Genomic DNA, 24,173 nt, shown 5'->3' with positions numbered 1-24,173 from the left:
GACGTCAAGTCGTCCACCACATCACCGCGTCGTTACAGCGCCGTGTCTTGACGGCGAGAAGAGGGGCGTGCAGGGTGTTGCCCAATCGAAGTAGAGAACGTTCTACACAGTGATCGGATGCGACCCACTCGTGGGTCTGCCGCGTCGTCCGCCCTTCGCCCGGAGCTGTGCACTCGCCCCGGAGTCACTCGTCAGCCCCTTCTCCATCCAGCCCCTGGAGCTCCCCGTGTCCCCTCGCACGTCCCGTCCACGCCGCGCACGCCTGGCCTTGCTCACGTCCGGCACCGCCTCGCTGGCCCTCCTCGCCACCGCCTGCGGCGGCAGCGGTGGCGGCACCTCGGCCGCGCCCAAGGAGTTCAGCTACCTGAGCGTCACCGAGAACACGACCGTCAAGACCGGGCTAACGACACTGTCCACGGGGGCGTGCAAGAGCGCGAACGACGCGCTGCCGCTGAAGGTGGAGACCGTGCCGCAGGCGAGCCTGGACCAGAAGCTCCAGTTGCTGGCCGGCCAGAACGCCCTGCCGGTCCAGTTCGCGGCGGGCAACGCCCCGGCCCTCACCCAGCAGCTGGCGAAGTCGGGCAAGGTGGCCGACCTAGAGGCGAAGCTGAAGGAGCTGGGCGTCTACGACCAGCTTCAGCCGGCCGCCGTATCGACGATCAAGGCGCTGTACGGCGGCAAGCTGGAGGTCCTGCCGTACGAGTACAACATCGAGGGGATCTTCTACAACAAGAAGCTGTTCCAGGACAGCGGCCTGAAGGTGCCCGGCACCTGGGGCGAGTTGGTGTCGGCCGCGGCGAAGCTGGAGACGAAGGGCGTCCAGCCGTTCTCCGCCTCCGGACAGCAGGGCTGGCCGCTGACCCGCATGATCAGCGGCTACCTCTACCGCAGCCTCGGCCCTGACGCGTTGCAGAAGGTGGCCGACGGCAAAGCGAAGCTGACCGACCCGCAGTACGTGAAGGCCGCCGAGGAGGTCGCCGCGCTCGGCAAGAAGGGCTACTTCGGCAAGGGCGTCGGCTCCATCGACTACGACACCGCGATGAACCAGTTCCTCACCGGCAAGGCCGCCATGTTCTACATGGGCAGCTGGGCGCTGGCGAACATCGCCGACGCCAAGCAGAACAAGGTCGGTGCCGAGAACGTCGGCTTCATGCCGTTCCCGGCCGTGGCGGGCGGCAAGGGCTCGATCGACCAGTACCCCTCCAACGTCGGCCTCGGCATCACCCTCAACGCCAAGTCCTTCGACAAGAAGACCGGCGACTGGGTCACCTGCATCGCGAAGAACTACGGCAGCACGGCCCTGAAGGACCACGGCTCCATCTCCGGCTTCAAGGTCAACACCAAGGTGGAGGACGCCAACGCGGTCACCACCCAGGTCCGCGACACCATCAGCACCTCGAAGCGGAACGTGCTCTGGTTCGAGGCCCTGTTCAGCACCAAGGCCACCACCGTCAGCCAGACCAACGCGGCGAGCCTGGTCAACGGCAGCATGAGCCCCGAGCAGTTCATGCGGACCGTCCAGGACGCGCTGGCCGCCCAGTAGCCGGGCCGGGGGCGGTCGCTCGGCCCTCCTGACGATGCCGTGCGCTCCGCCCCCGCCCTCCCAACGGAAAGTGGACCCCTCCCATGCACCGCGTACTCGGTGACCGCAGGGCCGTCGCGCTCCTGCTCGGTCCCGCGCTCCTCGTCTACTCCCTGATCATGCTCGTCCCGATGGTGTGGTCGCTCGGCTACTCCTTCACCAAGGGCAACACCATCGACGGCTTCACCGGCAACGGCGTCGCCAACTTCTCCCGCGTGCTGCACGATCCCGCCGTCCACGACGCCCTGTGGTTCACCCTCAAGTACGCCGTCGTGGTCACCGCCGGGCAGGTCGTCGCCGGCTACCTGCTGGCGCTGCTGTACGTGTTCTTCCTCAAGCGGGCCTCGGCACTGATCCGCACGCTGGTGTTCTTCCCCGTGGTGCTGCCCACGGTCGCCGTCGGCCTGCTCTTCCAGAAGTTCTTCCAGGTCGCACCACAGACAGGACCGGTCAACTCCCTGCTGAACGCCGTCGGCCTGGGCTCCATCGACTTCTTCGGCAGCGCGGGCAGCGCCTTCTGGGTCCTGATCGTCATGGACATCTGGCGTTCCATGGGCTTCTACGCCGTGCTGCTCTTCGCCGGCCTGGTCGACATCCCCGACGAGGTCCTGGAGTCCGCCCGGCTGGACGGGGCGACAGGGCTCAGGCTGGTCCGCCACATAGTGCTGCCCCTGTCCCTGCCCGTGCTGATGTCCTCGCTGATCTTCAGCATCAACGGCACGCTCAAAGTCTTCGACTCCATCGTGGCGCTGACCAACGGCGGGCCCGGCAACGGCACGACCCCGCTGACCCTGTACATGTTCCAGACGTCGTTCACCTACAGCGACTACGGCTACGGCAGCACCATCGCCCTGATGCTCACCGTCGTCTGCCTGCTGGTGAGCCTGGTCGTCTACCGCGTCTCGCGGCGCGACCTCACGGAGGGCTGATCACTGTGGCCACCATCGACACCGCTGTGAAAACTTCCGTGAGGAGCACGAGCACCCCGCCGGCGAAAATCCCGCCTGCCCGTGCCGGCCGACTGTGGGTGAAGATCGTCGTCACGCTGCTGCTGGTCGTCGAGATCTACCCGCTGGTCTGGATGTTCCTGACCTCGCTGAAGTCCAACGACGACTACCTCAACCACTCCACCTGGAGCCTGCCCACCACCTGGGAGTGGGGCAACTACGGCCAGGCGTGGACCACCGGCCACATCGGCCTGTACGTCCAGAACAGCCTCCTCGCCGTCCTCCCGGCGCTCGCGCTGATGCTGCTGCTCGGCACCGCCGCCGGCTTCGCCCTGCAGATCATGGTGTGGAAGGGCCGCAGCCTGACCCTGCTGGTCTTCCTCGCGGGCATGATGGTCCCGCCGCAGATGATCCTGCTGCCGCTGTTCACCGTGTACTTCCAGACCGGCCTGTCCGGCACCCTGTGGCCGCTCATCCTGACCTACACCGGCACCGGCCTGCCCCTGACGGTCTTCATGATGGCCACCTACTACCGCAGCGTCCCGCGGGAGCTGTTCGAGGCGGCCACCATCGACGGCGCCGGCATCCTGCGCGCCTTCTGGACCATCAGCGTGCCCATGGTGCGCAACGCGCTCCTGACCGTGGGCCTGGTGCAGTTCTTCTTCATCTGGAACGACCTGCTCATCGCGCTGACCTTCACCAATGACCAGGACCTGCGCACCATTCAGGTCGGCCTGCTCAACTTCACCGGCGACTTCGGCGCCACCCAGTACGGCCCGCTGTTCGCCGCGATCTGCATCAACGTCTTCGGCACCCTCCTGATCTACCTGTTCCTCAACCAGAAGGTCATGAAGGGCCTCACCTCCGGAGCGGTCAAGGGCTGAGCGCACGATTCCCCGACCCCGCACACGTGATACGAAAGGTCCCCTTTGCTCCCCCTTCAGCCTTCCCCGGTGTCCTTCGAACACCTCCCGGACGGCCTCGGCATCGGCGTCCCCGCCCCCCGCCTCACCTGGACACTCCCTCCCGGCACCGGCCGTCAGGTGGCGTACGAGCTGGGACTCGAGCGCTGCGGCACTGTGCACCGCACCGGCCGCGTCGACAGCGCCGAGCAGATCCTGGTGCCCTGGCCCGGCGAACCACTGACCTCCCGTGAGCGCGTCACCGTCCGGGTCCGCGTCTGGGCCGCAGGCGCTGCCGGGCCGTCCGGCTGGAGCGAGCCGAGCACCGTCGAGGCCGGGCTGCTGGACCCCGCCCACTGGTCGGCGGTTCCCGTCGGCGCCGGCTGGGACGAGGACCCGAAGGCCGACCGCCGCCCGGCCCGAGTCCGCAAGAACTTCCGCCTCGACCGCCCGGTGATCCGCGCCCGCCTGTACGTCACCGCGCACGGCCTGTACGAGGTCGAGATCAACGGCCGCCGCGTCGGTGACGAGATCCTCGCCCCGGGCTGGACGGTCTACCCGCATCGCCTGCGCTACCGCACCCACGACGTCACCGGCCACCTCGCCGAGGGCGTCAACACCATCGGCGCCTGGCTCGGTGACGGCTGGTACCGCGGCCGGTACGGCTTCGACGGCGGCACCCGCAACATCTACGGCACCGACCAGTGCCTCATCGCCCAACTCGAAGTGACGTACCACGACGGCACCACCGTCACCGTCGCCACCGACGGGACGTGGACCGCCGCACCCGGTCCGATCCTCACCAGCGGCCTGTACGAAGGAGAGACCTTCGACGCCCGCCTGCACGATCCCCACTGGGCCACGCCCGACGCGCCCGGCACGGACTGGACGCCCGTGCGCGTCCACGCCCGGGACCCGCGCACCCTCGCCGCTCCGCAGGGCCCGCCGGTGCGCCGCACCGAGGAGATCGCCCCGGTCACCGTGACCCGCAAGGACGACGGCCGTCACCTGATCGACTTCGGCCAGAACCTCGTCGGCCGCCTGCGTATCACGGTCGACGGCCCCGCCGGCACCACCGTCACCCTGCGACACGCTGAGGTCCTCCAGGACGGCGAACTGGCCACCCGCCCGCTCAGGGAGGCCCACGCCACCGACGCGCTGATCCTCGCCGGGAACGGACCGTTCACCTGGGAACCCCGCTTCACCCTGCACGGCTTCCGCTACGCCGAGATCACCGGCTGGCCGGGCGACTTCCATGCCGACGCGGTGACCGCCCAGGTCCACCACACGGACATGCACCGCACGGGCTGGTTCGAGTGCAGCGACCCCCTGATCAGCCGGCTCCACGACAACGTCGTCTGGAGCATGCGCGGCAACTTCGTCGACATCCCCACCGACTGCCCCCAGCGCGACGAACGCCTCGGCTGGACCGGCGACATCCAGGTCTTCGCCCCCACCGCGAGCTACCTCTACGACTGCGCCGGCATGCTCGACTCCTGGCTCACCGACGTCGGCTTGGAGCAACTGCCCGACGGCACCGTCCCCTGGTACGTCCCCGTCATCCCCGGCGAGCCGATGTGGACGCCGATCCAGCCCGGCGCCGCCTGGGGCGACGTCGCCACCCTCACCCCGTGGACTCTGTACCGGCGCTTCGGCGACCTGGAAATCCTGCGCCGCCACTACCCTACGGCCAAAGCATGGGTGGACCTCGTCGAACGACTCGCCGGCCCCGGCCGTCTCTGGGACACGGGATTCCAGCTGGGCGACTGGCTCGACCCCGCCGCCCCGCCCGACGACCCGGCGGCCGGCCGCACTGACCGTTACCTCGTGGCCACCGCCTACTTCGCGCACTCGTCCCGCCACCTCGCCCTGACCGCGGACCGGCTGGGCAAGAAGGAGGACGCCGAGCGGTACGCACAACTCGCCGACGAGGTGACGGCCGCCTTCCGGCAGCGCTATGTGAGCCCCAGCGGCCACATGACGAGCGACAGCCCCACCGCCTACGCACTGGGCATCGCCTTCGGCCTCCTCACCGAGGAGCAGCGCCGTGCGGCGGGCGACCGGCTCGCCGAACTGGTCCTCGCCGACAAGGCCCGCATAGCCACCGGTTTCGTCGGGACCCCGCTGATCTGCGACGCCCTCACAGACACCGGGCACCTCGACGTCGCCTACCGCCTGCTCACCCAGACGGAGTGTCCCTCCTGGCTCTACACGGTCAAGCAAGGGGCGACCACCATCTGGGAACGCTGGGACAGCCTCCGCCCGGACGGTACGTTGAACCCGGGCGGCATGACGTCCTTCAACCACTACGCCCTGGGAGCCGTCGCTGACTGGCTGCACCGCGTCGTCGGCGGTGTCGCCGAGTCCGCCCCCGGCTACCGGCAGATCCTCTTCCAGCCCCGTCCCGGCGGCGGCATCACCTGGGCCCGGACCCGGCACGAGACACCGTACGGAGCGACGGAGCTGTCGTGGGAACTGGCCGACGTAGGCCGGATACGAGCCCGTGCTGTCGTACCCGACGGGTGTTCCGGCATCGTCCGGTTCCCTCAATGCCCACCTGTGACAGTGGGGCCAGGAGTACATGAACTCGACTCATGGGAACTCATGGCGAAATCGACATAATCTCTCTTCGTGCGCTTCGAGCAGCCCGGCAGGTATCTCAGTTGCCTGCCGGGCTGGTCCTTTTCAAGTCATGTGCGGCCGTCTCCATTCGTGGCTTCAATGGTCTCCATTGATATGACTGATGGCGGCGGCGAGTGGTTGCCGGATTGCATTGAAATCCTTCGCCGGATTTCAATTCGACGCCGAGTTTTGCCTGCTCAGAAGGTTTTTCATTCTGTCGCGACTGAAGGGGTTGACCTGAAGAGTCCCGACCCCTAGCTTTTCGGTTCAACAAGCGGAAGCAGCATGGAAGCCTTCCTCTTTCACTGGCGTCGACTGCCCTGGGACGGCAGTGCGTGACCGGTGATGCCAGAAATCCGATGGATTGCCCCCGCCAGCACCCGGGGCCGGTCGTGTGCCCGACTCCTCGCCCGGCCCCTTCCGTAAGCGCCCGTAGTAAGGTCCCTTCCCCCTTTTTTTCGGAGAGCCGCCGTGAAAAGAAGAGCCTTCCTGTCCGCTGCCACCTTCACCGCCCTGACCATGAGCATGGCCCCCCTGGTGACCAAGGCGGCAGCCGCCACCACCGCACCGCAGGACCAAGCCGACGCGATGCTCGCCCGGATGACGGCGGCCGAGAAGGAGGCGCTCGTCCGGTGCGACTTCGCCGCCGTCGCTCACCTGGGCATCCCGGTACTGACGATGGTGGACGCCTCCGCCGGCCTGCGCGGTGAACAAGGTGTGACCGCCTTCCCCGTACCGGTCGCCCAGGCGGCGACCTTCGACGAGGACCTCGCAGGCCGGCTCGGCACCGCGATCGGCGCCGAGGGCCGGGCCAAGGGCTACAACAACCTCCTCGGTCCCACCGTCGACCTCGCCCGGACCTGGCACTCCGGCCGACAGGCCGAAGGCATGGGGGAGGACCCACTGCTCGCCGGCCGGATGGGCGCTGCCCTCACCACCGGCATCCAGAGCCAGAACGTCGCGGCCACCGTCAAGCACTTCGCCGCTTACACCCAGGAGACGAACCGCTTCTCCACCGACACCAAGGTCTCCGACCGCGCCCTGCACGAGATCTACGAAGCGCCGTTCCGGCATGTGATCGCCGCCGCTCCGACCACCTCGGTGATGATGGCCTACCCGAAGATCAACGGAACCTTCGCGACCCAGAGCCCCAGCCTCTTCGACGACCTGAAGAAGAGCATCGGACTGCAGGGCTACGCGGTTCCCGACTTCTGGGCGGGAGACGACCAGGTCGCCGCCGCGCGGGCCGGCATGGACCTCGCCGGACTCGGCCCCTCCGCGGTCAAGATCCCCGCCGGCGCGCTCACGGGCGGCGCCATACCGAGCAGCCGACTGGACGACGCGGCCCGCCGCATCCTCGTCACGATGTACGCCAACGGCCTTTTCGACCACCCTCTACCCACGCCCGCGTCCAACGTCAGCACGCCGGCGCATCAGGACCTCGCCCATGAGGCCGCCGTCGCCTCCCTGGTGCTCCTGGCCAACCGCTCCGCATCGCTGCCCCTGCCGGCCGGCCTCAAATCCCTGGCCGTCATCGGACCGGCAGGCACGGACGCCTTCACCGGTGTGGCCGGTTCCAGCTATGTGGACCCCGGAACCTGGACGACGCCGCTGGACGCCATCCGCGCACGAGCCGGCAGCGGCGTGAACGTCAGGTACGCACAGGGCACCAAGGGAGACGTGCCCCTGACCACGGTCCCCTCCGCCGTGCTGCGCACCAGCTCCGGCACCACCGGACTGACCGGCGCCTACTACTCCGGTGCCGACGCCTCCGGCACACCCCTCATCACCCGGACCGACACAACCGTCGACTTCACCTCCGCCCCGGTGGACGGACTGCCGGACGTGTGGTCGGCGAAGTGGAGCGGCACGCTGGTACCGACCACCACCGGTTTGCACCGCTTCTCCCTGCTGCCCGCCGGAACCGCCACCCTGAAGATCGACGGCACCACGGTCGTCTCCGGCAGCCGGCACGGCCGCCGATTCTTCCTCGGCCCCTACGACTACCCCCTCCAGGGGACGGCCCAGCTGACCGCTGGACGCGCCGTCACCATCGAGCTGACCTACACCAACGCCACCACCGACGCCGGTACCTGCGGTCTCACCTTCGGATGGCAGCCCGACTCCCTCATCCCCGCCGCCGTCGACACCGCGCGCGCCGCCGACGCCGCCGTCGTCTTCGTCAACCGGATCGCTGGCGAGGACATGGACCATGAGGCACTCGGCCTGCCCGGCGACCAGGACCAGCTCATCACCGCCGTGGCCGCGGCCAACCCGCGCACCGTGGTGGTCCTCAACACCGACGGTCCCGTGGCCATGCCCTGGCTGGGTGACGTCGAAGCCGTGCTCCAGGCATGGTACGGCGGGCGTGGCATGGGCACCGCGCTTGCGGCAGTCCTCTTCGGAGACAGCGATCCCTCGGGCCGCCTGCCCCTGACCTTCCCCGCCGACGCGACTCAGGGACCTGGCACCACACCGGCGACCTACCCCGGCAGCAAGGGCACCGTCTCCTACGACGAGGGCGTCGCCGTCGGCTACCGCTACTACGACAGCAAGGGCCAGCAACCACGCTTCCCCTTCGGCCACGGCCTGTCCTACGCCACCTTCACCCACGGCTCCCTCGAGGCCACCTACGACACGTCCGCCAAGAGCGTGACGCTGGGCGTGACCGTCACCAACACCGGCACCCGCAAGGGCACGGAAGTCGTACAGATCTACGCCGGGCTGCCGAGCGCCGCCGCTGCCGAGCCGCACCGGCTCGTGGCCTTCCGCAAGGTCACGCTCGCCCCCGCGGCCAGCCGGCGCCTGACCATCAGCATCCCCGTCCAGGACCTGACCGTCTGGAACACGGGTGCCTGGACCCTCACGGTCGGCACCTACACCTTCGCCACAGCGCACAGCTCACGCGACCTGACCGCGCAGCGAGCCGTGCCCATCAGCTGACACCACCCCGGCCGGCGCGCGTGACGCCCCGATCACTCCCACCGCGCCGGCCACCGCCCATCACCTACCGCACGGAGCCGACTCGTGCCCCGCACATCCCGATTCCTGCATGCCGCCGCGCGTCTCGCGCTGGCCGCAGCACTGCTGAGCAGCTGCTCTCTCATGAGCAGCGGCACATCGGACGCCCAGGTGTCCGTCATGGCCAACATCACCGACAAGGCGTCGATGAGTGCCGTCGTCGCCGCCTTCCGCAAGGCACACCCGGACATACGCGTCACGGTCAGCTACGCCGACACCAACACCCTGCAGAAGGACCTCCCAGACCGGCTGCGGGCGGGTAAGGCCCCAGACGTTTTCACCGTCTGGCCCGGTAACGGCAACCCCGCCTCGGTCATCGCCCTGGAGCGAGACCGCCTCCTGGACGTACTCACCCTCCGGCCCTTCGCCCGCCGCATACCCGACAGCATCCGACCGGTCACCGACGCGGACGTCGGCACCTACGTGGTCCCCGTCAGCTTCAGCGCCATCGGGGCGATCTACTCCTCGGAAACACTCGAAACGATCGGCGGAACCCGTCCCCGCACATACAGCGGCCTGCTCGCCCTGTGCGAGGCCGCCCGCCGGCACGGAAAGGTGCTCTTCGCGCTCGGCAACGCATCCGCCTGGGTGACGCAACTCGTCGACTACGCGCTCGTCGCCACTACGGTGTACGCCCACGACCCCGACTTCGACACGCAGATGGATTACGGCAAGAGAACCTTCGCCCGGTCCGGCTGGCGCCAGGCCATGACCGAGTATCTGGACATGCGGGAACGAGGCTGCTTCAGTACGGACCCGCTCAGCACGACGTACCAGGACGCTCTCGACCAAGTGGCCGAGGGAAGGGCCGTGGGGACGGTCCAAGTGGCAGGAGCGGTGGCCGCACTGCGCTCGGCGGCCCCCGGCATGCACTTCCGGATGGCGGCGCTGCCCGCCACGGACCAGCCCGACGAGACGCGCATCCCAGGGGCCGTCTCCGCCGCCTACGGACTCAACGCGCACAGCCGTCACCACCCTGCGGCACGGGCCTTCATCGACTTCCTGGGGTCGGAGCAAGGCCAAAACCTCTACAACCGAACGGGAGGGACGCTGCCGGCGCTCCCCAACAACTCCTTTTCCGCAGACCCCGCCGTCGAGGAGGTGGTGCAGCGGCAGAAGGACGGGACGACGGTACCGTTCATGGACCAGAGATGGCCCAACTCGGCAGTGCAGCAGACGCACTTCTCCCAGGTGCGGGCTCTCTTCGCAGGCACCACGAACATCGCCCACGCGCTCGCGGCCATGGACGAGGCGTACCAGCGGGGAAAGGACACGGATACGGCCTCCAGCTAACGAGTTCGTGCACGGTAGGCGGTGAGACGCCGAGGGTGGCGGCGGGGCTCGGTGTTCACATCTGCCGTGCCGGCGTCAGGTCCGCGGTCTGCTGGTGGGACAGCAGGCCGGCGACGGCTTGGACGATGTCGCTGATGTGCTCGCGGCGGCCGAGGTGGCGGGTCAGGGCCCGCCAGTTCTTCAGGTGCGTGATGCCGTGCTCGACCCGGATACGTCGTGAGGAGTGCGCTTTGCGCTGTCGCTCGTGCATTTCCTCGTACCAGTCCGGAGCGTTCTTCCTGAACTTGCGGTGCGGAGGTGTGACCACCCGGCCGCCGGTCTGCGCACCCAGGCCCTGGTAGCCGGCATCGGCGAGGATCTCCATGGCGGGACCGTTGGCCAGGAGCTTGACCAGCCCTAACTGGCGGGCGTGGGTGATGTCCGCGCAGCTTCCGGGCCTGGTCGGGCTGCAGAACAGCATCCGGCCATCCGCGTCGGTGAGCACCATGGTCTTGACGGCGTTCTGCTTGCTCTTGCCGGAGATGAACTTGTCCCGGTCCTTACGTCCGGCGGCCGGCCGCCGGACCCGGATCTCGGTGCCGTCGATGATCCCGGTCTTCCCGCCGGCACCGAGATGGTCGACGACCTCGGTCAGAGTCCCTAGCCGCACGCCGGGACTCACGGTGCATCCTCGCTCGACGAGCAGCGGCCGTACCTCGCCGATGGCGCGGGTGATGGTGGAGCGGTCCACGTGGAACCAGCAGGCCAGCACGTCGTGCGTGACCCCGTGCCGGAGGTGCACGAGGGTGGCCAGGAGCCGGTCGACGAACACGAGCCGGTGCTTCGCCCCGGTGCCCACCGCCCGCTTCCGCGGCCGGGACGCAAGCTTGTCCTGATGCCGTTCATGCCACAACGGGCCCAACTCAGCCACCAGTTCAGCGATCACATCGGCCGAGAGACCCGTGATTCTCCGATTGCTGACGATCGCTGCACGAGATACGTTCCCCACCACACGACCATGATCGACGATCAGAAGCTCGACACCTCACCGCCTACCGTGCACGAGCTCGTTAGGGCCGTGGCCACCCGCTACGACAAACGCGGATACGTCTTCCTCGGGACCGCGACTGCCGCAGCCCTCGTCATCTGGCTTCGCGCATGATCGGCCGGACAAGTCCTAGTGACCTGAGTCGGAGATTCATCGTTGGTTCGGTATGAGTCGTCCGGGTCCGAAGATTCCGCCGTTGTTGGTGACCGATGCCCAGCGGGCTGTGCTGGAGGGCTGGGTGCGTCGCCGCACGACGGCTTAGGCGCTGGCCCAGCGGTCGCGGATCGTGCTGGAGTGCGCCGACGGGCACTCGATCATGGAGGTGTCACGCCGGCTCGGGGTCACTCCCGTTGCGGGGCCATTCGCCGCCCCCTCCCCTACGAGCCGGGGCGCAGGAGATCCCGGGTCAGGGTGAAGGCTGCGGTGGCTGTAGACAGCAGTGCGTTGATCCTTGCCAGGATGCGCGCCGTTCTGTCGGTGTCCTGGGCGTCCACGGCCGAGGCCAGGTCGTCGGCGTACTCCCGCGCCCGGACCGCCTCGTCGGGTGTGACTGCGTGGGCGTCCGTTCGTAGGGCTTCGATCAGCTGCTGGTGCGGGATGTCGGGCCCGTTCGCCCGGTTGCCGTAGCCGCCGTGGGCCACTGCCTGGGGGCTGTTGACGTTCGCCACGACGAAACCGCCCGACGCGGACGAGATGCGGAACGGCACCTCCCGCGGAGCACCGACACCGGCCCAAGCTGTCCACCTGCTTGGCCAGATGCTGAAACGGGTCGGAACAGGCCTCACACGATCACACCCTGGGGAATAACGTGATCGTGGACGTGAGGAATTACGTGAACGTCCACAACGTCAGGGTGTATCCGGCGAGGACCAGTTTGCACGGCGCCCGGACCGGCGCCCAGACCGGCCTGGATCGCCGGCGCGGCGACCTGGGCGACAGTGACGTTGAGCAGCTGCACGAAAGTGGCGCTGAGCACCACCGGCAGCACGAGGCGTCCGTCGCTCACGGCAGCAGGGCCGCGGCGAGCTCACGGGGCCGGGCGGCGAACGGGCTGTGGCTGCCCGGGAGGGTGCGCACGGTGAACGAGTTCCCGGGCATGGCCCGGTCGGCTTCCGCGATCATCAGATCCTGCACGGCCGCCGGCAGCGCCCGGTCGTCCGCACAGCGCAGGAAGGTCCGCGGGACGCGCCCCCACCGGCCCGGGGTCACGATGACCGGGGTGGTGGGGATCGCAAGCGGCAGATCGGGGCTCAGCGCCGAGCGCCAGCGGTCGAAGCGGTCCGAGGGAATGTCGTGGTAATAGGTCTGCCGCAGTTCCTCGGCGTAGGCGGGATCCTGTGAGAGCGGGTTGATCCGCACGGCGCCCAGTTCCCCGGGATCGCCCAGGATGAGGCTCTGGCCTCGTGCGGTGACATTCTCGGGCGAACCGAGATAGTCGAAGAACCGGGGCCGTCCGGCGGGCACGAAGGCCGAGAGGTAGACGACCTCGTCGACGAGTTCGGGTGCGCGCTCGACGGCCAGCGACGCGGGGCCGCCGCCCGCGCTGTGCGCGACGAGCACGACACGACGGTGGTGGCGGCCCTGGCGCAGCGTGTCCAGCACAGCCTCGGCGCTGTCGTCCATCGTCACGGTGGCGAGCGCGGACCTCTCGGTGAAGAGGCCCGGCTGGCCGGGCTGGAGGTATCCGCCGGGCAGTGGCGCGTCGAAGCCGTGTCCCGGCAGGTCGATGGCGATGCTCGCGGCACCGAGTGCGGCGAGTGCGCGCTGCGTCGCCGCCCACTGCCCGGAGCCGTGCCAGGCCCCGTGCACGAAGACGAAGACGGTGTCTGCGGAGGAGCGATCAGTCATGCCTGCATTCCACGCAACCCGGTCCCGATCATCCAGTGAAAGATCTGGCAAGCTGGCCGCTGATACTTCTCAGGTATGACCGGAAGGCTGGCATGGAGGCGCGGCACCTGCGGTACGCACTGACCCTCGCCGAGCACGCACACTTCGGCCGGGCAGCCGGTGCGCTGGGCATCGCGCAGCCTCCGCTGTCCAAGCAGATCGCCGACCTCGAACGGGAAGTCGGCACCCGCTTGTTCGATCGCACCCGCCAGGGGGTGTTCCCGACGGCTGCGGGCGCGGCCTTCCTCTCCCGTGCACGCAGGGCGCTCGACGAGATCGCGGCAGCCTCGGTCGACGCGGCCAGGGCAGCACGCGGCGAGACGGGCCGGCTGCGCCTGGGGTTCATCGCCTCGGCGCTGCTCGAACCCCTGCCGGACGTCCTGGGCCGGTTCGGTCGTGAACGGCCCGAGGTACGGCTGGAACTGCACGAGATGGCGACCAACCGCAGCACGGCCGCGCTGGTCGCCGGCGAACTGGACGTGGCGATCGGCCTCGGCCGGCCACGGGGCGTCGGAGCCGAGCAGTTGGTATCGGTCCCGATCGGACATGACCACCTGGTCGCGGTCGTGAGCAGCACGCACCCGTACGCGGGTCAGTCTTCGGTGGACGTGGAGCAGCTGCGGCGACAGCCGCTGATCGTGGCGCCGGGCGAGGACGAGCCCGCCGTCGTCGCTGGACTGCGGACCCTGCTGGGCAAGGACTCTCCGGCGCTCTCCAGCGCGACCGTCGCGAGGGACATCCACACCATCATCGGTCTCGCCGCCTGCGGGGTGGGAGTTGGTCTGGGACCCTCCCGCATGCTGACCGCTCTACGACGGGGCACGTGGTTCTGCGAGGTGACCCCGCGTACGCCTCTGCCCGATCTGATCCTGTCCTTCCGGGCGCGGGATTGTTCCCCGGCACTGAACGCCTTCCTCGACATCATCCGCGAGAACTGCCCCGAGGCCGGTGCACGCTGCCTGGTCACGGAAGACCCGCCTCGGCACTCGTGAAGTTGGAAAATGCTCACTGTGGTGTCTCGGGACCTTGGTCACACGAAGTCCTCCAAGGTGGCTGTTGCGGGATGTCCGCGAGTGGTTCGGGCGGCTGGTCGAAGACGATCCGGTAGTCGCTCCCGGCGGTCCGGCTGAAGGGCGGCCGGCCGCAGAGCGCGGCGTGCGGCCGCTCGTGGTTGTGGTAATCCACGAATGCCGGGAGTACGACGCGGAATTCACGCTCGGTCATGTATTCGCGGACCTACGCCCACTCGCGGCAGAGCGTCCCGTGATACCACTCCACCTTCCCGTTCGTGTGCGGCGTGTACGGCCTGGTCCGCTTGTGCTTCGTACCGGTCGCGGCGAGCACGTCAGCCCAGGGCGTAGGCCGGTAGCACGCACCGTTGTCGGTGAGGCAGCAGCAGATCGGTGTGATGTCGTGGGCGGCGAAGAAGGCAACGGTCCGGCGCCAGAAGACGACCGCGGTGACGGCCTTTTCATCGTCCAGGGCCTCGATACAGGCGAGCCGGGACCGGTACGTCGGAGGCGCGGGCGGACTCGATGCCGACGCCGTGCATCCGCCAGCCGCCGCCGGTCGGGATGCGTCCGAGCTTCTTGACGTCGACGTGGACCAGGCCGCCGACCCGGTCGTGCTCATGGCGGGTGACCTCGCGCAGATGCTCGCCGGCCGGTGGGTCGAGGTCCCGGAGCCGGTTGAGTCCTCACCTCAGCAGAATGCGGCGAATGGTCGCGGGCGCGAGTGTGACGCCGTGCAGCCGCTGTAGGGCGGCGGCGAGCCGGCCTGGCCCGTTCTCGGTCTGCCGCCGCAGAGCCTCCACCAGGTCAGCGATGTCCTCGGGTGTGAGGGCGGGGCTGATGGCGGGGGCGGGAGGGGTGGTCGAGTAGTCCGTTCTCACCGTGCGCGCGCCAGCGGGCGTACCACTTGGCCAGGCAGCGGCGGGAGATCCCGGCGCAGCCACGTGCGCGATCGGACGTCCGGCGTCGATCCGCAGACACAAGCGCAGACGTCCTTCGAGGATCAGCGGTGCGTTCCGATGTCCCCCGCTGGTGGCATTCCTGGACTGGGCCGCCGCGTTCACCGGGAGCCCGGGGGTCTTAGGGCTCCCACGGGAGCGGCTGTGTTTGGCGTCAGCGTGCGAACTTTTCGATGGCCGCTGGGGTGAGGGGGGTGAAGAAGTTGACGAGGTTGCCGTCGGGGTCGCGGAACAGCAGCGAACGGTTGCCCCAGGGCGTCGTGGTGGGCTGGGTGACGAAGTCGGTGACGAAGCCGGTCAGGTGGTTGTAAACGCTGTCCACGTCGTCTACGAGGAACTCGGTGATCACGCTGTGGTTGTCCGCCGGGCGGGCAGAGCCGGGGGCGAAGAGCGGGACGGTGCGGGTGCTGCCGATCGCGAGGGTGGCGCCCGCGGTCTTGAGTTCGGCGAAGTCTTCGTTGGCCCACGTCGCCTGCGCTCCTGTGGCGCGCTCGTAGAACTCGACGAGGCGCGCTACGTCGCCGGTGATGATGCGGACCGAGATGAAGTCCATGGGAATCTCCTTGGCTGTGCTGGGGGCGTACACGTCGCAGGCTAGGAGAAATAGGGGACAGAATCGGTCCTGTATTCGCGTTAGGCTGCGAACATGCCTCGACCCACCGGCCGCGTGCTGACACTCTTGGAGCTGCTGCAGTCGGGCGGCACCCGAACTGTGGCCGAGCTCGCCGACCGTCTCGGCGTCGAAGGACGCACTGTGCGGCGGTACGTGGACCAGCTGATCGACCTGGACGTGCCCGTGGAGTCCGTGCGCGGCCGCTACGGCGGGTACCGCCTGGCTCCCGGGTACCGCTTGCCTCCGCTCATGCTCAGCGACGACGAGGCGCTGGCCGTGCTGCTCGGCCTGGTCGCCGGCCGCCGGGCAGGGCTGACGACGACGGAGCGCACGGCGAACGAGACGGCGTCGGCGAAGATCCGGCGGGTGCTGCCCAAACACATCGCCCGTCGGCTCGACACACTCCTGGAAGCTCTCGCCTTCACGGATCAGCCCGGCGAGTTCGACACCCCGGACGCCGGAATCCTGCTCACCATCGCCGATGCGGTGCGCCACCGCCGACCGGTCTCGATCCGCTACACCGACCGTGACGGACGGCCCAGCCAACGCACGCTGCACGCGTACGGGATCGTCGCCCACGCGGGCCGGTGGTATGTCACGGGGAAGGACGCCCAGATCGGCGAGGACCGAACCTTCCGGCTCGATCGCATCGCAGACGCGCGGACCCTGTCCGGCTCGTTCGAAGAGCCCGTGGGTCCCGCTCCCGCACAACGCGTGTTGTCAGGGTTCGCCACGGCCGGGTACCGGCATGAGGTGACCTTGCGGATCCACGGGACGGTTGAGCAGATCCGCGCCCGCCTTCCCGTCAGCGTCGCGAGCCTGGAGGAGCACGAGCCCGCCGCCGGCGAGGACCGGGCGAGCCAGCGCTGGCTGCGCGTCGAGCTGCGGGCGGAGCGGCTCGACTGGTTGCCTCCGGTACTCGCCTCACTCGACCAGCCGTTCGTCATCGAGCGCCCCGATGAGCTGCGCGACCTCGTCATCGCGCTCGCCGATCGCCTCACGTCCTGTGCCCGCCGAACCTGACAGCGAGGAACCAATATCATGAGATGGCACACCTAACGTAATGCTCCACGCGGACTTGAGGGCTTGCCCGGTGTCGTGAACGAGCGTGGTTGCCACTGTCCGGATGTGCTCTGACCGACCTCGACACCGGCACCGCGCCGGGCAAGCCGGTTTTGCAGCTGCTCGAAGGGCAGCCGGCCCGTGGCGTCCCAGACGACGAGTTCGCCGTCCAGCGCGGTCGCGTCCGGCAGCTGCGCGGCCCCGGCCACGATCTCCGGAAACGAGGCCGCCATCTCGGTACCGCGCCTAGACCGCAGCACCACCCCTCCTTCCTCGACGGAGACGAGCGCCCGGAATCCGTCCCACTTCGGCTCTGCGGCCCACCCGGCAGGCACGTCAGGTTGGTCCACGGCAACGGTCAGCCTGGCTCGGGCAGGCTCCAGGTCACCGTCGATGCCTTCCACCGCGGCTGGCCGCCGTTTGGGTGCCTTCGGGCGGGGTTCGACGGGCGACGGGACTCGCCGAGAGAGCCGCTGCGGACACTGACGTCATGAGCGAGAGCAGCGAGAAGGTTCACCACCCCGTTGAGATCGTCCCGCAGTCAGGGATCTACGAATGCGACTGCGGCCAGGGTCATGGGTACAGCACTGACATGAAGGGGCACCGGTTCCCGCCACTGCACGAGGCCTGCAGCGGCAGTGGCTGGAAGCTGAAGGCCGCCACCTCCCACCCCGGGCCCTGAGCGGCCGGGCCGCTCCAGGCGCATGCTGCCGGGCCGCGTGGTGGGGTGGGGCCGTAAGCCGGGCACGGGGCGCACGCTGTCAGGGGCCGACCCGTGTCCAAGCCGTACGTCAGTCGCGCGCTTGCCCGCGTCCTTCCGTTTCGGAACACCCCCGTATCGGCGGGGAGGACGCCGACGACTGGCACGACGACGAGGCCCGCTCTGGAACACCCCCGCACGCGCGGGGAGCAGACGGCGCGTGGTGGCCGCGCTCGCGCGACATCGGCACTGAGCTGCCCGCGTTGCTGAGCGCTCTCATTGCCCACCTCGGCCCCGTGACCCGTGTGGGACTGGACGCCGCAGCCTGGGAAGGTCTCCCGACGCGTATCGCCGTGGACGGCCGGGTGGTGCACATTGATGCCTTCCCGGTCGGTGACGGCACGGTCCTGATCACCCGGGGCGACAGGGACATCTTCTCGCTGCTCGTGGTCCCGCCGGACGCGGCACCGGACGCCGCCCGCGCCGCGATGGCCCAGGCGGTCCGGGCAGACAACATCAGCCAGGCGGAACAGATTCTCATCGACATCGAGAGCGGGCACGGTTCGCCGGGCTGACGGGCCGGCCGCTGGGCGTGACCGGCCGAACGGTGTCGGACGGCGAGGGGAGATCAGCCGCGCCACTCCACCATGAGCAGCGTTGCGTCATCGCTGGTCTGTCCGCCCCGCGCCTGCTTGAGCGTGTGGGACAGGGAGCGCGTCACCGCCCGGATGCCGCGGCCGGTCCTCTCCAGATGGTTCACGCAGTCGATCAGCTGGTCCTCCCCGAACTCCTCCCCACCGCTCCTGTGCTCCTCGACCACTCCGTCGGTGAAGCAGAGGACTCGGTCCCCGGGCACCAGCCCCAGCTGGCTGATCCGGGGCTCCGAACCACCGAGGCCGACGGGGAGGGTCGTCGGGGCGGCCAGACGCCGCGCGACGCGGTGGTCGCGGACGAGGATCGGCGGCGGGTGTCCGGCGTTGACCCACTGCACCCGTCCCGTCGTCGTGTCCAGCTGCATCATCTGGGCGGTGACGAAATGCTCGGGACCGAATTGCCTGGCCACGGCGCGGTCCATGAACGCGTAGGTCTCCGACAGTCCGATGCCGGCGCGGCGGGCGTGGCGGTAGGCGCCGATGGTCACGGTGGCCATGGTGGCTGCGTCCAGTCCGTGGCCCATCGCGTCGATAATGGCCACGTGGAGGACGTCGTGGTTGAGCGCGTAGTCGAAGCTGTCGCCGCCCACGTCGTAGGCGGGTTCCAGGATCCCGGCCACGGCGACCCGGGGCATGATCATCGCGAGTGGTGGCAGCAGTGACCACTGGATCTCCGCGGCGACGCTCATCGCCTCACCGCGTCGGACGTCGAAGAACAGGTCGGAGTAGCCGTGCTTGGTCACCAGCAGGTCGGCCACCAGGCCGGAGATCCTGAGCAGCAGGCGGCGGTCGTGGGCGTCGATGCTGTCCAGCGTCACCGCCAGGACCCCTACCTGGTCACCGCCGTCCAGCAGAGGCAGATGGATCCGGACGCCGTCCTCCTGGGGCACCTCCACGGGGACCGCGTCGAGAAAGCAGCGGCCCGCCTCGGAGTCGTCGATAACCTGCGGTTCCCCGTCGGCGAGGCCCTCGCCGGGCAGCGGTACGAGCAGCAACTGGCCGTAGTCCTGCAACAGCACCTGTGGACGGCGGCCACCGAGCCGCTCCACGACGTCGGCGACCAGAGGCCCGATGAGGTGGGGCGGGAGTTCGTGCGCGCTGTCGAGGATCTTTCCCAGGAGAGCTTCCCCGAAGCTTTCGGACCGGTCCGTACGCTGTACTGCCGTCATCCCCTCACCTGCCGCAGTCACGCTTCGTGTGGGGGCGGGCCAGGATGACGAAGGGTCTGTCGGTGCCATGGCTCCATCACGGGGTCGTGAGCCCCGGCCTGCCGGTCACGCGGAGTCGGCCGGGTCGGGCTGCTTATCTCGGTCCGGCTCCGCCTTCCGACTCCCAAGCGTCCCGCCCGTCGAGGCCGCTCTCGGCGAGTGCCAGCAGGCGCGGAGCCGACAGTGGGTTCCCGGGGTCGGCGGCGGCGGTCAGCAGCCGGGTGGCTACTCCGGCCGGCTCGTCCGGGGGGATCACCAGCAGTTCCCAGCGACCCACGGTGCCGCAGTCCACGGTGATGGCATGCGCCTCGGCGGCGCGATCGGTCAGGACCACCTCGATCACATGGCCGGGCGCCATCACCTCCTGCGGGGCATCGGGCCAGGCGGCGGTCCCCACGGTCACGCGGGTGACGGTGCCGCTGCTCGGATCCAGGGAACCGACCAGCGCGGGCAATTCGAGTTCGAGTGCGTCGCAGCGCGGCCACCATGCGCCGTCCAACGGGCCATGGCTGACGTCCGGCGTGAGGCGCAGCCGGGGCATAGGCATCCGGTAGGAGTGTCCGTAACCTGGCGCGGTATCTTCGGCGGGCTTTGTGATGGCGTCCATCGTGCGATCCCGTTCCGGGCGCTGCTTTCCGGCTGCCCGTGTCAGTCACTCGCCGGGAACGGCGCCGCCGTGGTCGTGCGCCCGGGAGTTCTCGGTACCCACCACGCTACTCCCGGTCGTGGCGGGCGGCGTGGTGCGCGGCCATCGCGCCGAGAGGCAGGCAGCCATCGCGTGGAGGCACCTCGGTACGGCGGACGACGGGTCACGTGACCGCCCCGGCCGCTACGACCGCCGGCTCATCGCTCCTCTGCCACGTCATCGGCGTGCCGAGGGCTGCCCTTCGACGGACAGAGTCAACACGCATGGGGCGACGGAGCCGGGCAGCCCGACGACCTCCCCTATGTTCTGCCAGCCCCAGGACGAGAAGGCGGCTTGTCCTGCTCGGTCGGCAGGGTGCAGCAGGGTGATCCCGAGGGAGGAGTGCAGGTCTGTGAGCAGATGCTGCTGCAGCCGGCGGGCGATGTCGCGGTGCTGAACGTGCGGGTGGGCCACGACCTGGGTGAGGACGACGAACCGTGCGTGGGAGGTGAGCCGCTGGATGATCTCCTGGAGCGTTCCGTCGGACCCCCGGCTGCCGGAGCCTTCAGAGCTCATCGGAAAACCGAAGGCGCAGCCGACCAGCACCGTCGTCTCGGCGACCAGCAGGGCGAAGCTGGGGCGGCGGGCGGTGATCGACAAGCGGTGCAGGAAGTCCCGGCGGTTGTAGTACCGCTCGCCTGTGGTGCCTGCGACGGACTCCGCAGCCAGGTCCGCGATGTCCGCGCGCATGTCTTCTGCTTGCCAGCGGGTCAGCCGACGAAGGCGGATTCCGTCCTTGAGGACCGGCTGGTCCGGTCGGCGAGCGGGGTCCTCGGGCGCCCCCGTCGCGGCACTCATGAAGTCGTCGGATGCGGCGGGCGGCACGGGACTCGCGGGGGCCGTAGGGAGCAGCGAAGTCGAGCCCGTGGCATCGAGGAGCCGGGTGATCTGAGCGCACGGATGGTGCAGCCGCAGGCGAGCGTGGGCCCGGTCGGCGCGCTGTGCTGCCGACAGCAGGACGTCCAAGCCCCTGGCGTCGCAGGAGCCGACCGTGGTCAGGTCGATGTCGATCACGGTGACACCGTCCAGCAGACACTGCTCCACTGCGGCCCGCAGCAGCGGCGTCGTGGCCGGCCCGATGTCGCCGGCAAGCGTGACGAGCGTCCGCTCTCCTCGGTTCCGCCGATGGATGTCCAGACGGGAAAAGATCATCACGTCTCCCCTCGGCGGGGTTGCGGACCTGCACGGGCGCTCAACGCGGCCCTTGCCGTGATGAGCTTGCGCTGAGTTGCTTCGACCGCGGCGTACATGGCTCCGACCCGTCTCCACGCCGACCGCTGGGGCGGCCTGGATTCACTCGTCTCTCGCCGAGGACGACCCGGCGTGGTGGCCGGAGTGCGTGATGCCCTCGGTACTTCAACCGTACGTCGGCCGCAACCGGAAGCGGCTGGGTCGAAGGGCACGGCACGGTAGGGGCCGCGTCACTTGAGGGGCCGTTCTCCAACGTCAGAACGGAGGTGATGCTGCGGCTGCTCGTAAGGGTGTGCACCGCTCAGCCGCGGCGGCACCGCGCCGGCGGTCACGGACCTTGCCGTACACAGCGCGCCACCCGATCGCGCCCATGACGACGACGATGAGGACACCGGCGGCGTTTCCGACGATTCCGCCGGTGCCGAAGAAGATTAGGGCGAAAACCAGGCCGATCGCGGCCCCGACGAACGCGACCAGGAGCACCGTGTGCCCGCACTGGACCAGCAGGCCCGCCACCGCGGCCTGCACCACCACCCGCATCCCGTCGCTGGACGCCCCCCGCTGATCTGCCACCAGCGCGGTGAACCCGTGCCACGTCGTCCAGCTCACCAGCACGCCCGCGGGCACCTCGCTCACTCTCAGCCCCGGCGCGGCGTCGTCCGCCTCATCGACGATATGGAAGCCCGCCAGCTTCAGGGCGTGACGAACCCCTCCAACGAGCTGGGGACGGACAGACGACACCGGCCTCGCCTGCCCTGAAGGAATCGGCTCATGCCATCGGCTGCGGACCCGGCGGCTGCCCCGGGTGCAACGGCAGCCGCCGCCCCTCTGGGCACAACTGGCAGGCTCGTATGGCGCGGTAGCCCTGCGCCCGTACTATCCGTACTCGCCGCGGCGCAGCAGAACTGATCACCGGCGGGGGGTGCCCCTATGTCCTTGGTCAAGGGAAACGCGCGTGCGTGGGGTCGTCGATCCGGGCAGCATGGCGGGGTGAGCGACCTGCTGTGGGATGACGTGAAATGCTTCTTCGACCTGGACTTGATGGGGTCGTTGCCGGACGTGCGTGTCCCGAATGCCTCGGTGGAGGACTGGCAGGCGGTCCTCGACCTTGTCGCGGACAGGGGCTGGAAGTGCCAGTACTCCGAGGGAGAGACGGTGGTTCCGGTGCCCCGGGCGGAGGCCGTGCTGTCCCGACCGACGGATGCCGAGTGCCCGGACCTGCGGGTCTGGCTGACGGATGATGTGTTGGCGATATTCAGCTTCCATGCCGACGACGAAATCGACTTCGACGTCGACCTGCGCGAGTTGCAGGGCCAGGACCGACTTGATGTGCTCTGCGGCTTCCTTCGGGAGATCGGGCGTCGGCTGGGCAAGCAGGTGCTGATGGACCCGGAGGGCGAGTACGGCCATCCGGTGCTGGGCTTCGACGGCGAGGCCGATCGAGTCGTTCTCCTCGCAGACCCGCAGCTCAGGTGATGGTGGCCGACGGCTTAAGGTGCCGTCCCTGAGCATCGCGAAGAGGACGTCGGCTCGGCGTCTGGCGAGGCAGAGCGGGGCCTGGGTGTGGTGTTTGCCCTGGGCGATCTTCCTGTCGTAGTAGGTCCGGGATGCGGGGTCGCCCAGGGCGGCGAACGCGGAGAGGAAGAAGGCTCGTTTGAGCTGCTTGTTTCCTCTCCTGGAGGGCTGTTCGCCGCGGATGGACGAGCCCGAGTTGCGGGTCGCTGGGGCGAGTCCGGCGTAGGCGGCGAGGTGGCCGGCGGTCGGGAAAGTGCTGCCGTCGCCGACCTCGATCAGGATGCGTGCCCCGGTCCTGACGCCGATGCCCGGCATCGACGTCAGGACCTTCGAAAGAGGGTGAGCCTCCAGCAGTTCCTCGTCTGCCCGGCCAGCAGCTTGCGCTGGTCAAGCACGGCCGTCAGGGATGCGGCGAGACTCGGGACGATCAGCGCGGCCGCCTCGGTGCCGGGAACGGTGACGGTCTGCTCGTCCAGAGCGGCGAAGATCTCCTCGACGAGTCGTTCGGCCATCCTCGGGGCCTTCGGCCGCAGCAGGGTGACCAGGCGCCGGCGGCCGGCCTTGCGGATATGGGCCGGTGATCCGAACCGTTCCAGCAGTGTGAGGACGGCCGGGTGTTGCAACCGCGGCCCCACCACCCGCTCCAGCGACGGGTGGATCTGCGTCAGCAGGGCGTGCAGCCGGTTCGTGACCCTGGTGGCTTCGCCGGCGAGGTCGTCGTCGAACCCGACGATCATCTCCAGCTCCGCGATCGTCTCATCCTCGCCGTCGATCGCCCGCAGCGTGTGCGGCATCGCGCGGGCCGCGTCCGCGATGATTAACGCGTCCCTCGCGTCCGTCTTTGCCTCACCCGGGTAGAGGTCGGCGATCCGCCGCATCGTCAGGCCGGGCAGGTAGGCGGCCAGGCAGCCCATGTCTCTTGCGACGGCCAGCGGCAGGGCGCCGATCGAGGCCGGCTGGTCGACCACGACCAGCACTGTTCCGTGCTTGGCCTGGAGTTTGGCGAACAGCTCGCGGAGCTTGGGCTCGGTGTTGGGCGGGCGCTTGTCGAAGGCTTTCTTGCCGGCCGGGGTGACGGCGGTGGCGTGGTGCCTTGCCGACGTCCAGGCCGAGGAAGACGTCGATGTCGCCGGTGTCGATCACGTGCAGGCCCCTCCATCACGCTTTCGTCCGGCCTTGCCCCGGCACCGAGCTGCCGCATCCACGTTACGGAGAGCTCCTCCGGCTCGGGTGAAGCCAGTGCTCAAGCCCCTCATCAGCGGTCCGTCGATGCCTTCGGGCCCGGTGACACCACCC

General features: G+C 69.1%; 20 protein-coding genes and 3 pseudogenes. 11 read left to right on the top strand and 12 right to left on the bottom strand.

Features of this window, described 5'->3' with window-relative positions:
* The first annotated feature begins 226 nt into the window (after window positions 1–226).
* The 6 genes from AB0947_RS36225 (at window position 227) to AB0947_RS36200 (ending at window position 10,367) form a co-directional block, all read left to right on the top strand.
* Window positions 227–1,543, top strand: coding sequence for an extracellular solute-binding protein (locus tag AB0947_RS36225; protein WP_366754627.1), 1,317 nt, complete (start codon window positions 227–229; stop codon window positions 1,541–1,543).
* Between the two features lie 83 nt (window positions 1,544–1,626).
* The gene (locus AB0947_RS36220; protein ID WP_366754626.1) at window positions 1,627–2,511 is read left to right on the top strand and encodes a sugar ABC transporter permease; all 885 of its coding nucleotides are present in this window, start codon (window positions 1,627–1,629) and stop codon (window positions 2,509–2,511) included.
* A 38-nt stretch (window positions 2,512–2,549) separates the two neighbouring features.
* On the top strand, window positions 2,550–3,413 hold the full coding sequence (locus AB0947_RS36215) for a carbohydrate ABC transporter permease (protein WP_366754625.1): 864 nt from the start codon (window positions 2,550–2,552) through the stop codon (window positions 3,411–3,413).
* Between the two features lie 69 nt (window positions 3,414–3,482).
* Window positions 3,483–6,053 (top strand): family 78 glycoside hydrolase catalytic domain, encoded by a 2,571-nt coding sequence (locus AB0947_RS36210; protein WP_366754624.1) that lies wholly within the window; start codon window positions 3,483–3,485, stop codon window positions 6,051–6,053.
* Between the two features lie 471 nt (window positions 6,054–6,524).
* Complete coding sequence (locus tag AB0947_RS36205) at window positions 6,525–8,996, top strand: glycoside hydrolase family 3 C-terminal domain-containing protein (RefSeq protein ID WP_366754623.1); 2,472 nt, start codon at window positions 6,525–6,527, stop codon at window positions 8,994–8,996.
* Between the two features lie 162 nt (window positions 8,997–9,158).
* On the top strand, window positions 9,159–10,367 hold the full coding sequence (locus tag AB0947_RS36200) for an ABC transporter substrate-binding protein (protein ID WP_366754622.1): 1,209 nt from the start codon (window positions 9,159–9,161) through the stop codon (window positions 10,365–10,367).
* Between the two features lie 55 nt (window positions 10,368–10,422).
* Here AB0947_RS36200 and AB0947_RS36195 read toward each other — a convergent pair whose 3' ends face one another.
* The 4 genes from AB0947_RS36195 to AB0947_RS36180 form a co-directional block, all read right to left on the bottom strand.
* The gene (locus AB0947_RS36195) at window positions 10,423–11,205 is read right to left on the bottom strand and encodes a transposase family protein (protein ID WP_366754621.1); all 783 of its coding nucleotides are present in this window, start codon (window positions 11,203–11,205) and stop codon (window positions 10,423–10,425) included.
* 566 nt (window positions 11,206–11,771) lie between these two features.
* Window positions 11,772–12,101: a hypothetical protein gene (locus AB0947_RS36190; protein ID WP_366754620.1), complete on the bottom strand. Its 330-nt coding sequence runs from the start codon at window positions 12,099–12,101 to the stop codon at window positions 11,772–11,774.
* Window positions 12,102–12,175: 74 nt separating this feature from the next.
* Complete coding sequence (locus AB0947_RS36185) at window positions 12,176–12,400, bottom strand: hypothetical protein (protein ID WP_366754619.1); 225 nt, start codon at window positions 12,398–12,400, stop codon at window positions 12,176–12,178.
* Window positions 12,397–13,242 carry an alpha/beta fold hydrolase gene (locus AB0947_RS36180; RefSeq protein ID WP_366754618.1) on the bottom strand — a complete coding sequence of 282 codons (846 nt, stop codon included), beginning with the start codon at window positions 13,240–13,242 and terminating at the stop codon, window positions 12,397–12,399. Before AB0947_RS36180 ends, AB0947_RS36185 begins: the two co-directional genes overlap by 4 nt.
* Before the next feature lie 92 nt (window positions 13,243–13,334).
* Here AB0947_RS36180 and AB0947_RS36175 point away from each other — a divergent pair, with 92 nt between their 5' ends.
* Window positions 13,335–14,273, top strand: coding sequence for a LysR family transcriptional regulator (locus tag AB0947_RS36175; protein WP_366754617.1), 939 nt, complete (start codon window positions 13,335–13,337; stop codon window positions 14,271–14,273).
* Window positions 14,274–14,403: 130 nt separating this feature from the next.
* On the opposite strand, the pseudogene AB0947_RS36170 reads toward AB0947_RS36175, so the two are convergent.
* Window positions 14,404–15,355, bottom strand: a pseudogene (locus tag AB0947_RS36170) (IS481 family transposase); the annotation flags it as partial.
* 49 nt (window positions 15,356–15,404) lie between these two features.
* On the bottom strand, window positions 15,405–15,803 hold the full coding sequence (locus AB0947_RS36165) for a VOC family protein (protein ID WP_366754616.1): 399 nt from the start codon (window positions 15,801–15,803) through the stop codon (window positions 15,405–15,407).
* A gap of 93 nt (window positions 15,804–15,896) precedes the next feature.
* Between AB0947_RS36165 and AB0947_RS36160 the strand changes: the two genes are divergently transcribed.
* Entirely contained in the window at window positions 15,897–16,886 is a 990-nt protein-coding gene (locus AB0947_RS36160) for a YafY family protein (RefSeq protein WP_366754615.1), read from the top strand.
* 32 nt (window positions 16,887–16,918) lie between these two features.
* On the opposite strand, the gene AB0947_RS36155 is transcribed toward AB0947_RS36160, so the two are convergent.
* Window positions 16,919–17,329 carry a hypothetical protein gene (locus tag AB0947_RS36155; protein WP_366754614.1) on the bottom strand — a complete coding sequence of 137 codons (411 nt, stop codon included), beginning with the start codon at window positions 17,327–17,329 and terminating at the stop codon, window positions 16,919–16,921.
* Window positions 17,330–17,415: 86 nt separating this feature from the next.
* Here AB0947_RS36155 and AB0947_RS36150 point away from each other — a divergent pair, with 86 nt between their 5' ends.
* Together AB0947_RS36150 and AB0947_RS36145 are read left to right on the top strand one after the other, a co-directional pair.
* Window positions 17,416–17,607, top strand: coding sequence for a hypothetical protein (locus tag AB0947_RS36150; protein WP_366754613.1), 192 nt, complete (start codon window positions 17,416–17,418; stop codon window positions 17,605–17,607).
* Window positions 17,608–17,828: 221 nt separating this feature from the next.
* Window positions 17,829–18,200 (top strand): annotated as a pseudogene (locus AB0947_RS36145) (DUF5994 family protein); the annotation flags it as partial.
* Between the two features lie 53 nt (window positions 18,201–18,253).
* On the opposite strand, the gene AB0947_RS36140 reads toward AB0947_RS36145, so the two are convergent.
* The 4 genes from AB0947_RS36140 to AB0947_RS36125 form a co-directional block, all read right to left on the bottom strand.
* Window positions 18,254–19,447 carry a GAF domain-containing SpoIIE family protein phosphatase gene (locus AB0947_RS36140; protein WP_366754612.1) on the bottom strand — a complete coding sequence of 398 codons (1,194 nt, stop codon included), beginning with the start codon at window positions 19,445–19,447 and terminating at the stop codon, window positions 18,254–18,256.
* 133 nt (window positions 19,448–19,580) lie between these two features.
* Window positions 19,581–20,093: a DUF5994 family protein gene (locus tag AB0947_RS36135; RefSeq protein WP_366754611.1), complete on the bottom strand. Its 513-nt coding sequence runs from the start codon at window positions 20,091–20,093 to the stop codon at window positions 19,581–19,583.
* A gap of 255 nt (window positions 20,094–20,348) precedes the next feature.
* Window positions 20,349–21,323, bottom strand: a complete 975-nt coding sequence (locus tag AB0947_RS36130) for an STAS domain-containing protein (protein WP_366754610.1) — start codon at window positions 21,321–21,323, stop codon at window positions 20,349–20,351.
* Between the two features lie 294 nt (window positions 21,324–21,617).
* Window positions 21,618–22,103 (bottom strand): hypothetical protein, encoded by a 486-nt coding sequence (locus AB0947_RS36125; RefSeq protein ID WP_366754609.1) that lies wholly within the window; start codon window positions 22,101–22,103, stop codon window positions 21,618–21,620.
* Window positions 22,104–22,352: 249 nt separating this feature from the next.
* Here AB0947_RS36125 and AB0947_RS36120 point away from each other — a divergent pair, with 249 nt between their 5' ends.
* A complete protein-coding gene (locus tag AB0947_RS36120) occupies window positions 22,353–22,838 on the top strand; it encodes a hypothetical protein (protein ID WP_366754666.1) in 486 nt (161 codons plus the stop codon).
* 18 nt (window positions 22,839–22,856) lie between these two features.
* Here AB0947_RS36120 and AB0947_RS36115 read toward each other — a convergent pair.
* Window positions 22,857–24,017, bottom strand: a pseudogene (locus AB0947_RS36115) (IS110 family transposase); the annotation flags it as partial.
* Window positions 24,018–24,173 lie beyond the last annotated feature (156 nt).

Origin of the sequence: Streptomyces sp. NPDC047841, from assembly GCF_040704085.1 — a bacterium.
GTDB classification, from domain to species: Bacteria; Actinomycetota; Actinomycetes; order Streptomycetales; family Streptomycetaceae; genus Streptomyces; species Streptomyces argyrophylli.
The sequence above is the reverse complement of the archived record's forward strand: the minus strand, read 5'-3'. Positions and strand labels throughout refer to the sequence as shown.

Bases quoted from the DNA above. Each gene is read 5' to 3' on its own strand.
- AB0947_RS36160 (WP_366754615.1), top strand. From the start codon at position 15,897: ATGCCTCGACCCACCGGCCGCGTGCTGACACTCTTGGAGCTGCTGCAG.
- AB0947_RS36165 (WP_366754616.1), bottom strand. From the start codon at position 15,803: ATGGACTTCATCTCGGTCCGCATCATCACCGGCGACGTAGCGCGCCTC.
- AB0947_RS36150 (WP_366754613.1), top strand. From the start codon at position 17,416: ATGAGCGAGAGCAGCGAGAAGGTTCACCACCCCGTTGAGATCGTCCCG.
- AB0947_RS36140 (WP_366754612.1), bottom strand. From the start codon at position 19,447: ATGACGGCAGTACAGCGTACGGACCGGTCCGAAAGCTTCGGGGAAGCT.
- AB0947_RS36130 (WP_366754610.1), bottom strand. From the start codon at position 21,323: ATGATCTTTTCCCGTCTGGACATCCATCGGCGGAACCGAGGAGAGCGG.
- AB0947_RS36135 (WP_366754611.1), bottom strand. From the start codon at position 20,093: ATGGACGCCATCACAAAGCCCGCCGAAGATACCGCGCCAGGTTACGGA.
- AB0947_RS36180 (WP_366754618.1), bottom strand. From the start codon at position 13,242: ATGACTGATCGCTCCTCCGCAGACACCGTCTTCGTCTTCGTGCACGGG.
- AB0947_RS36200 (WP_366754622.1), top strand. From the start codon at position 9,159: ATGAGCAGCGGCACATCGGACGCCCAGGTGTCCGTCATGGCCAACATC.
- AB0947_RS36175 (WP_366754617.1), top strand. From the start codon at position 13,335: ATGGAGGCGCGGCACCTGCGGTACGCACTGACCCTCGCCGAGCACGCA.
- AB0947_RS36220 (WP_366754626.1), top strand. From the start codon at position 1,627: ATGCACCGCGTACTCGGTGACCGCAGGGCCGTCGCGCTCCTGCTCGGT.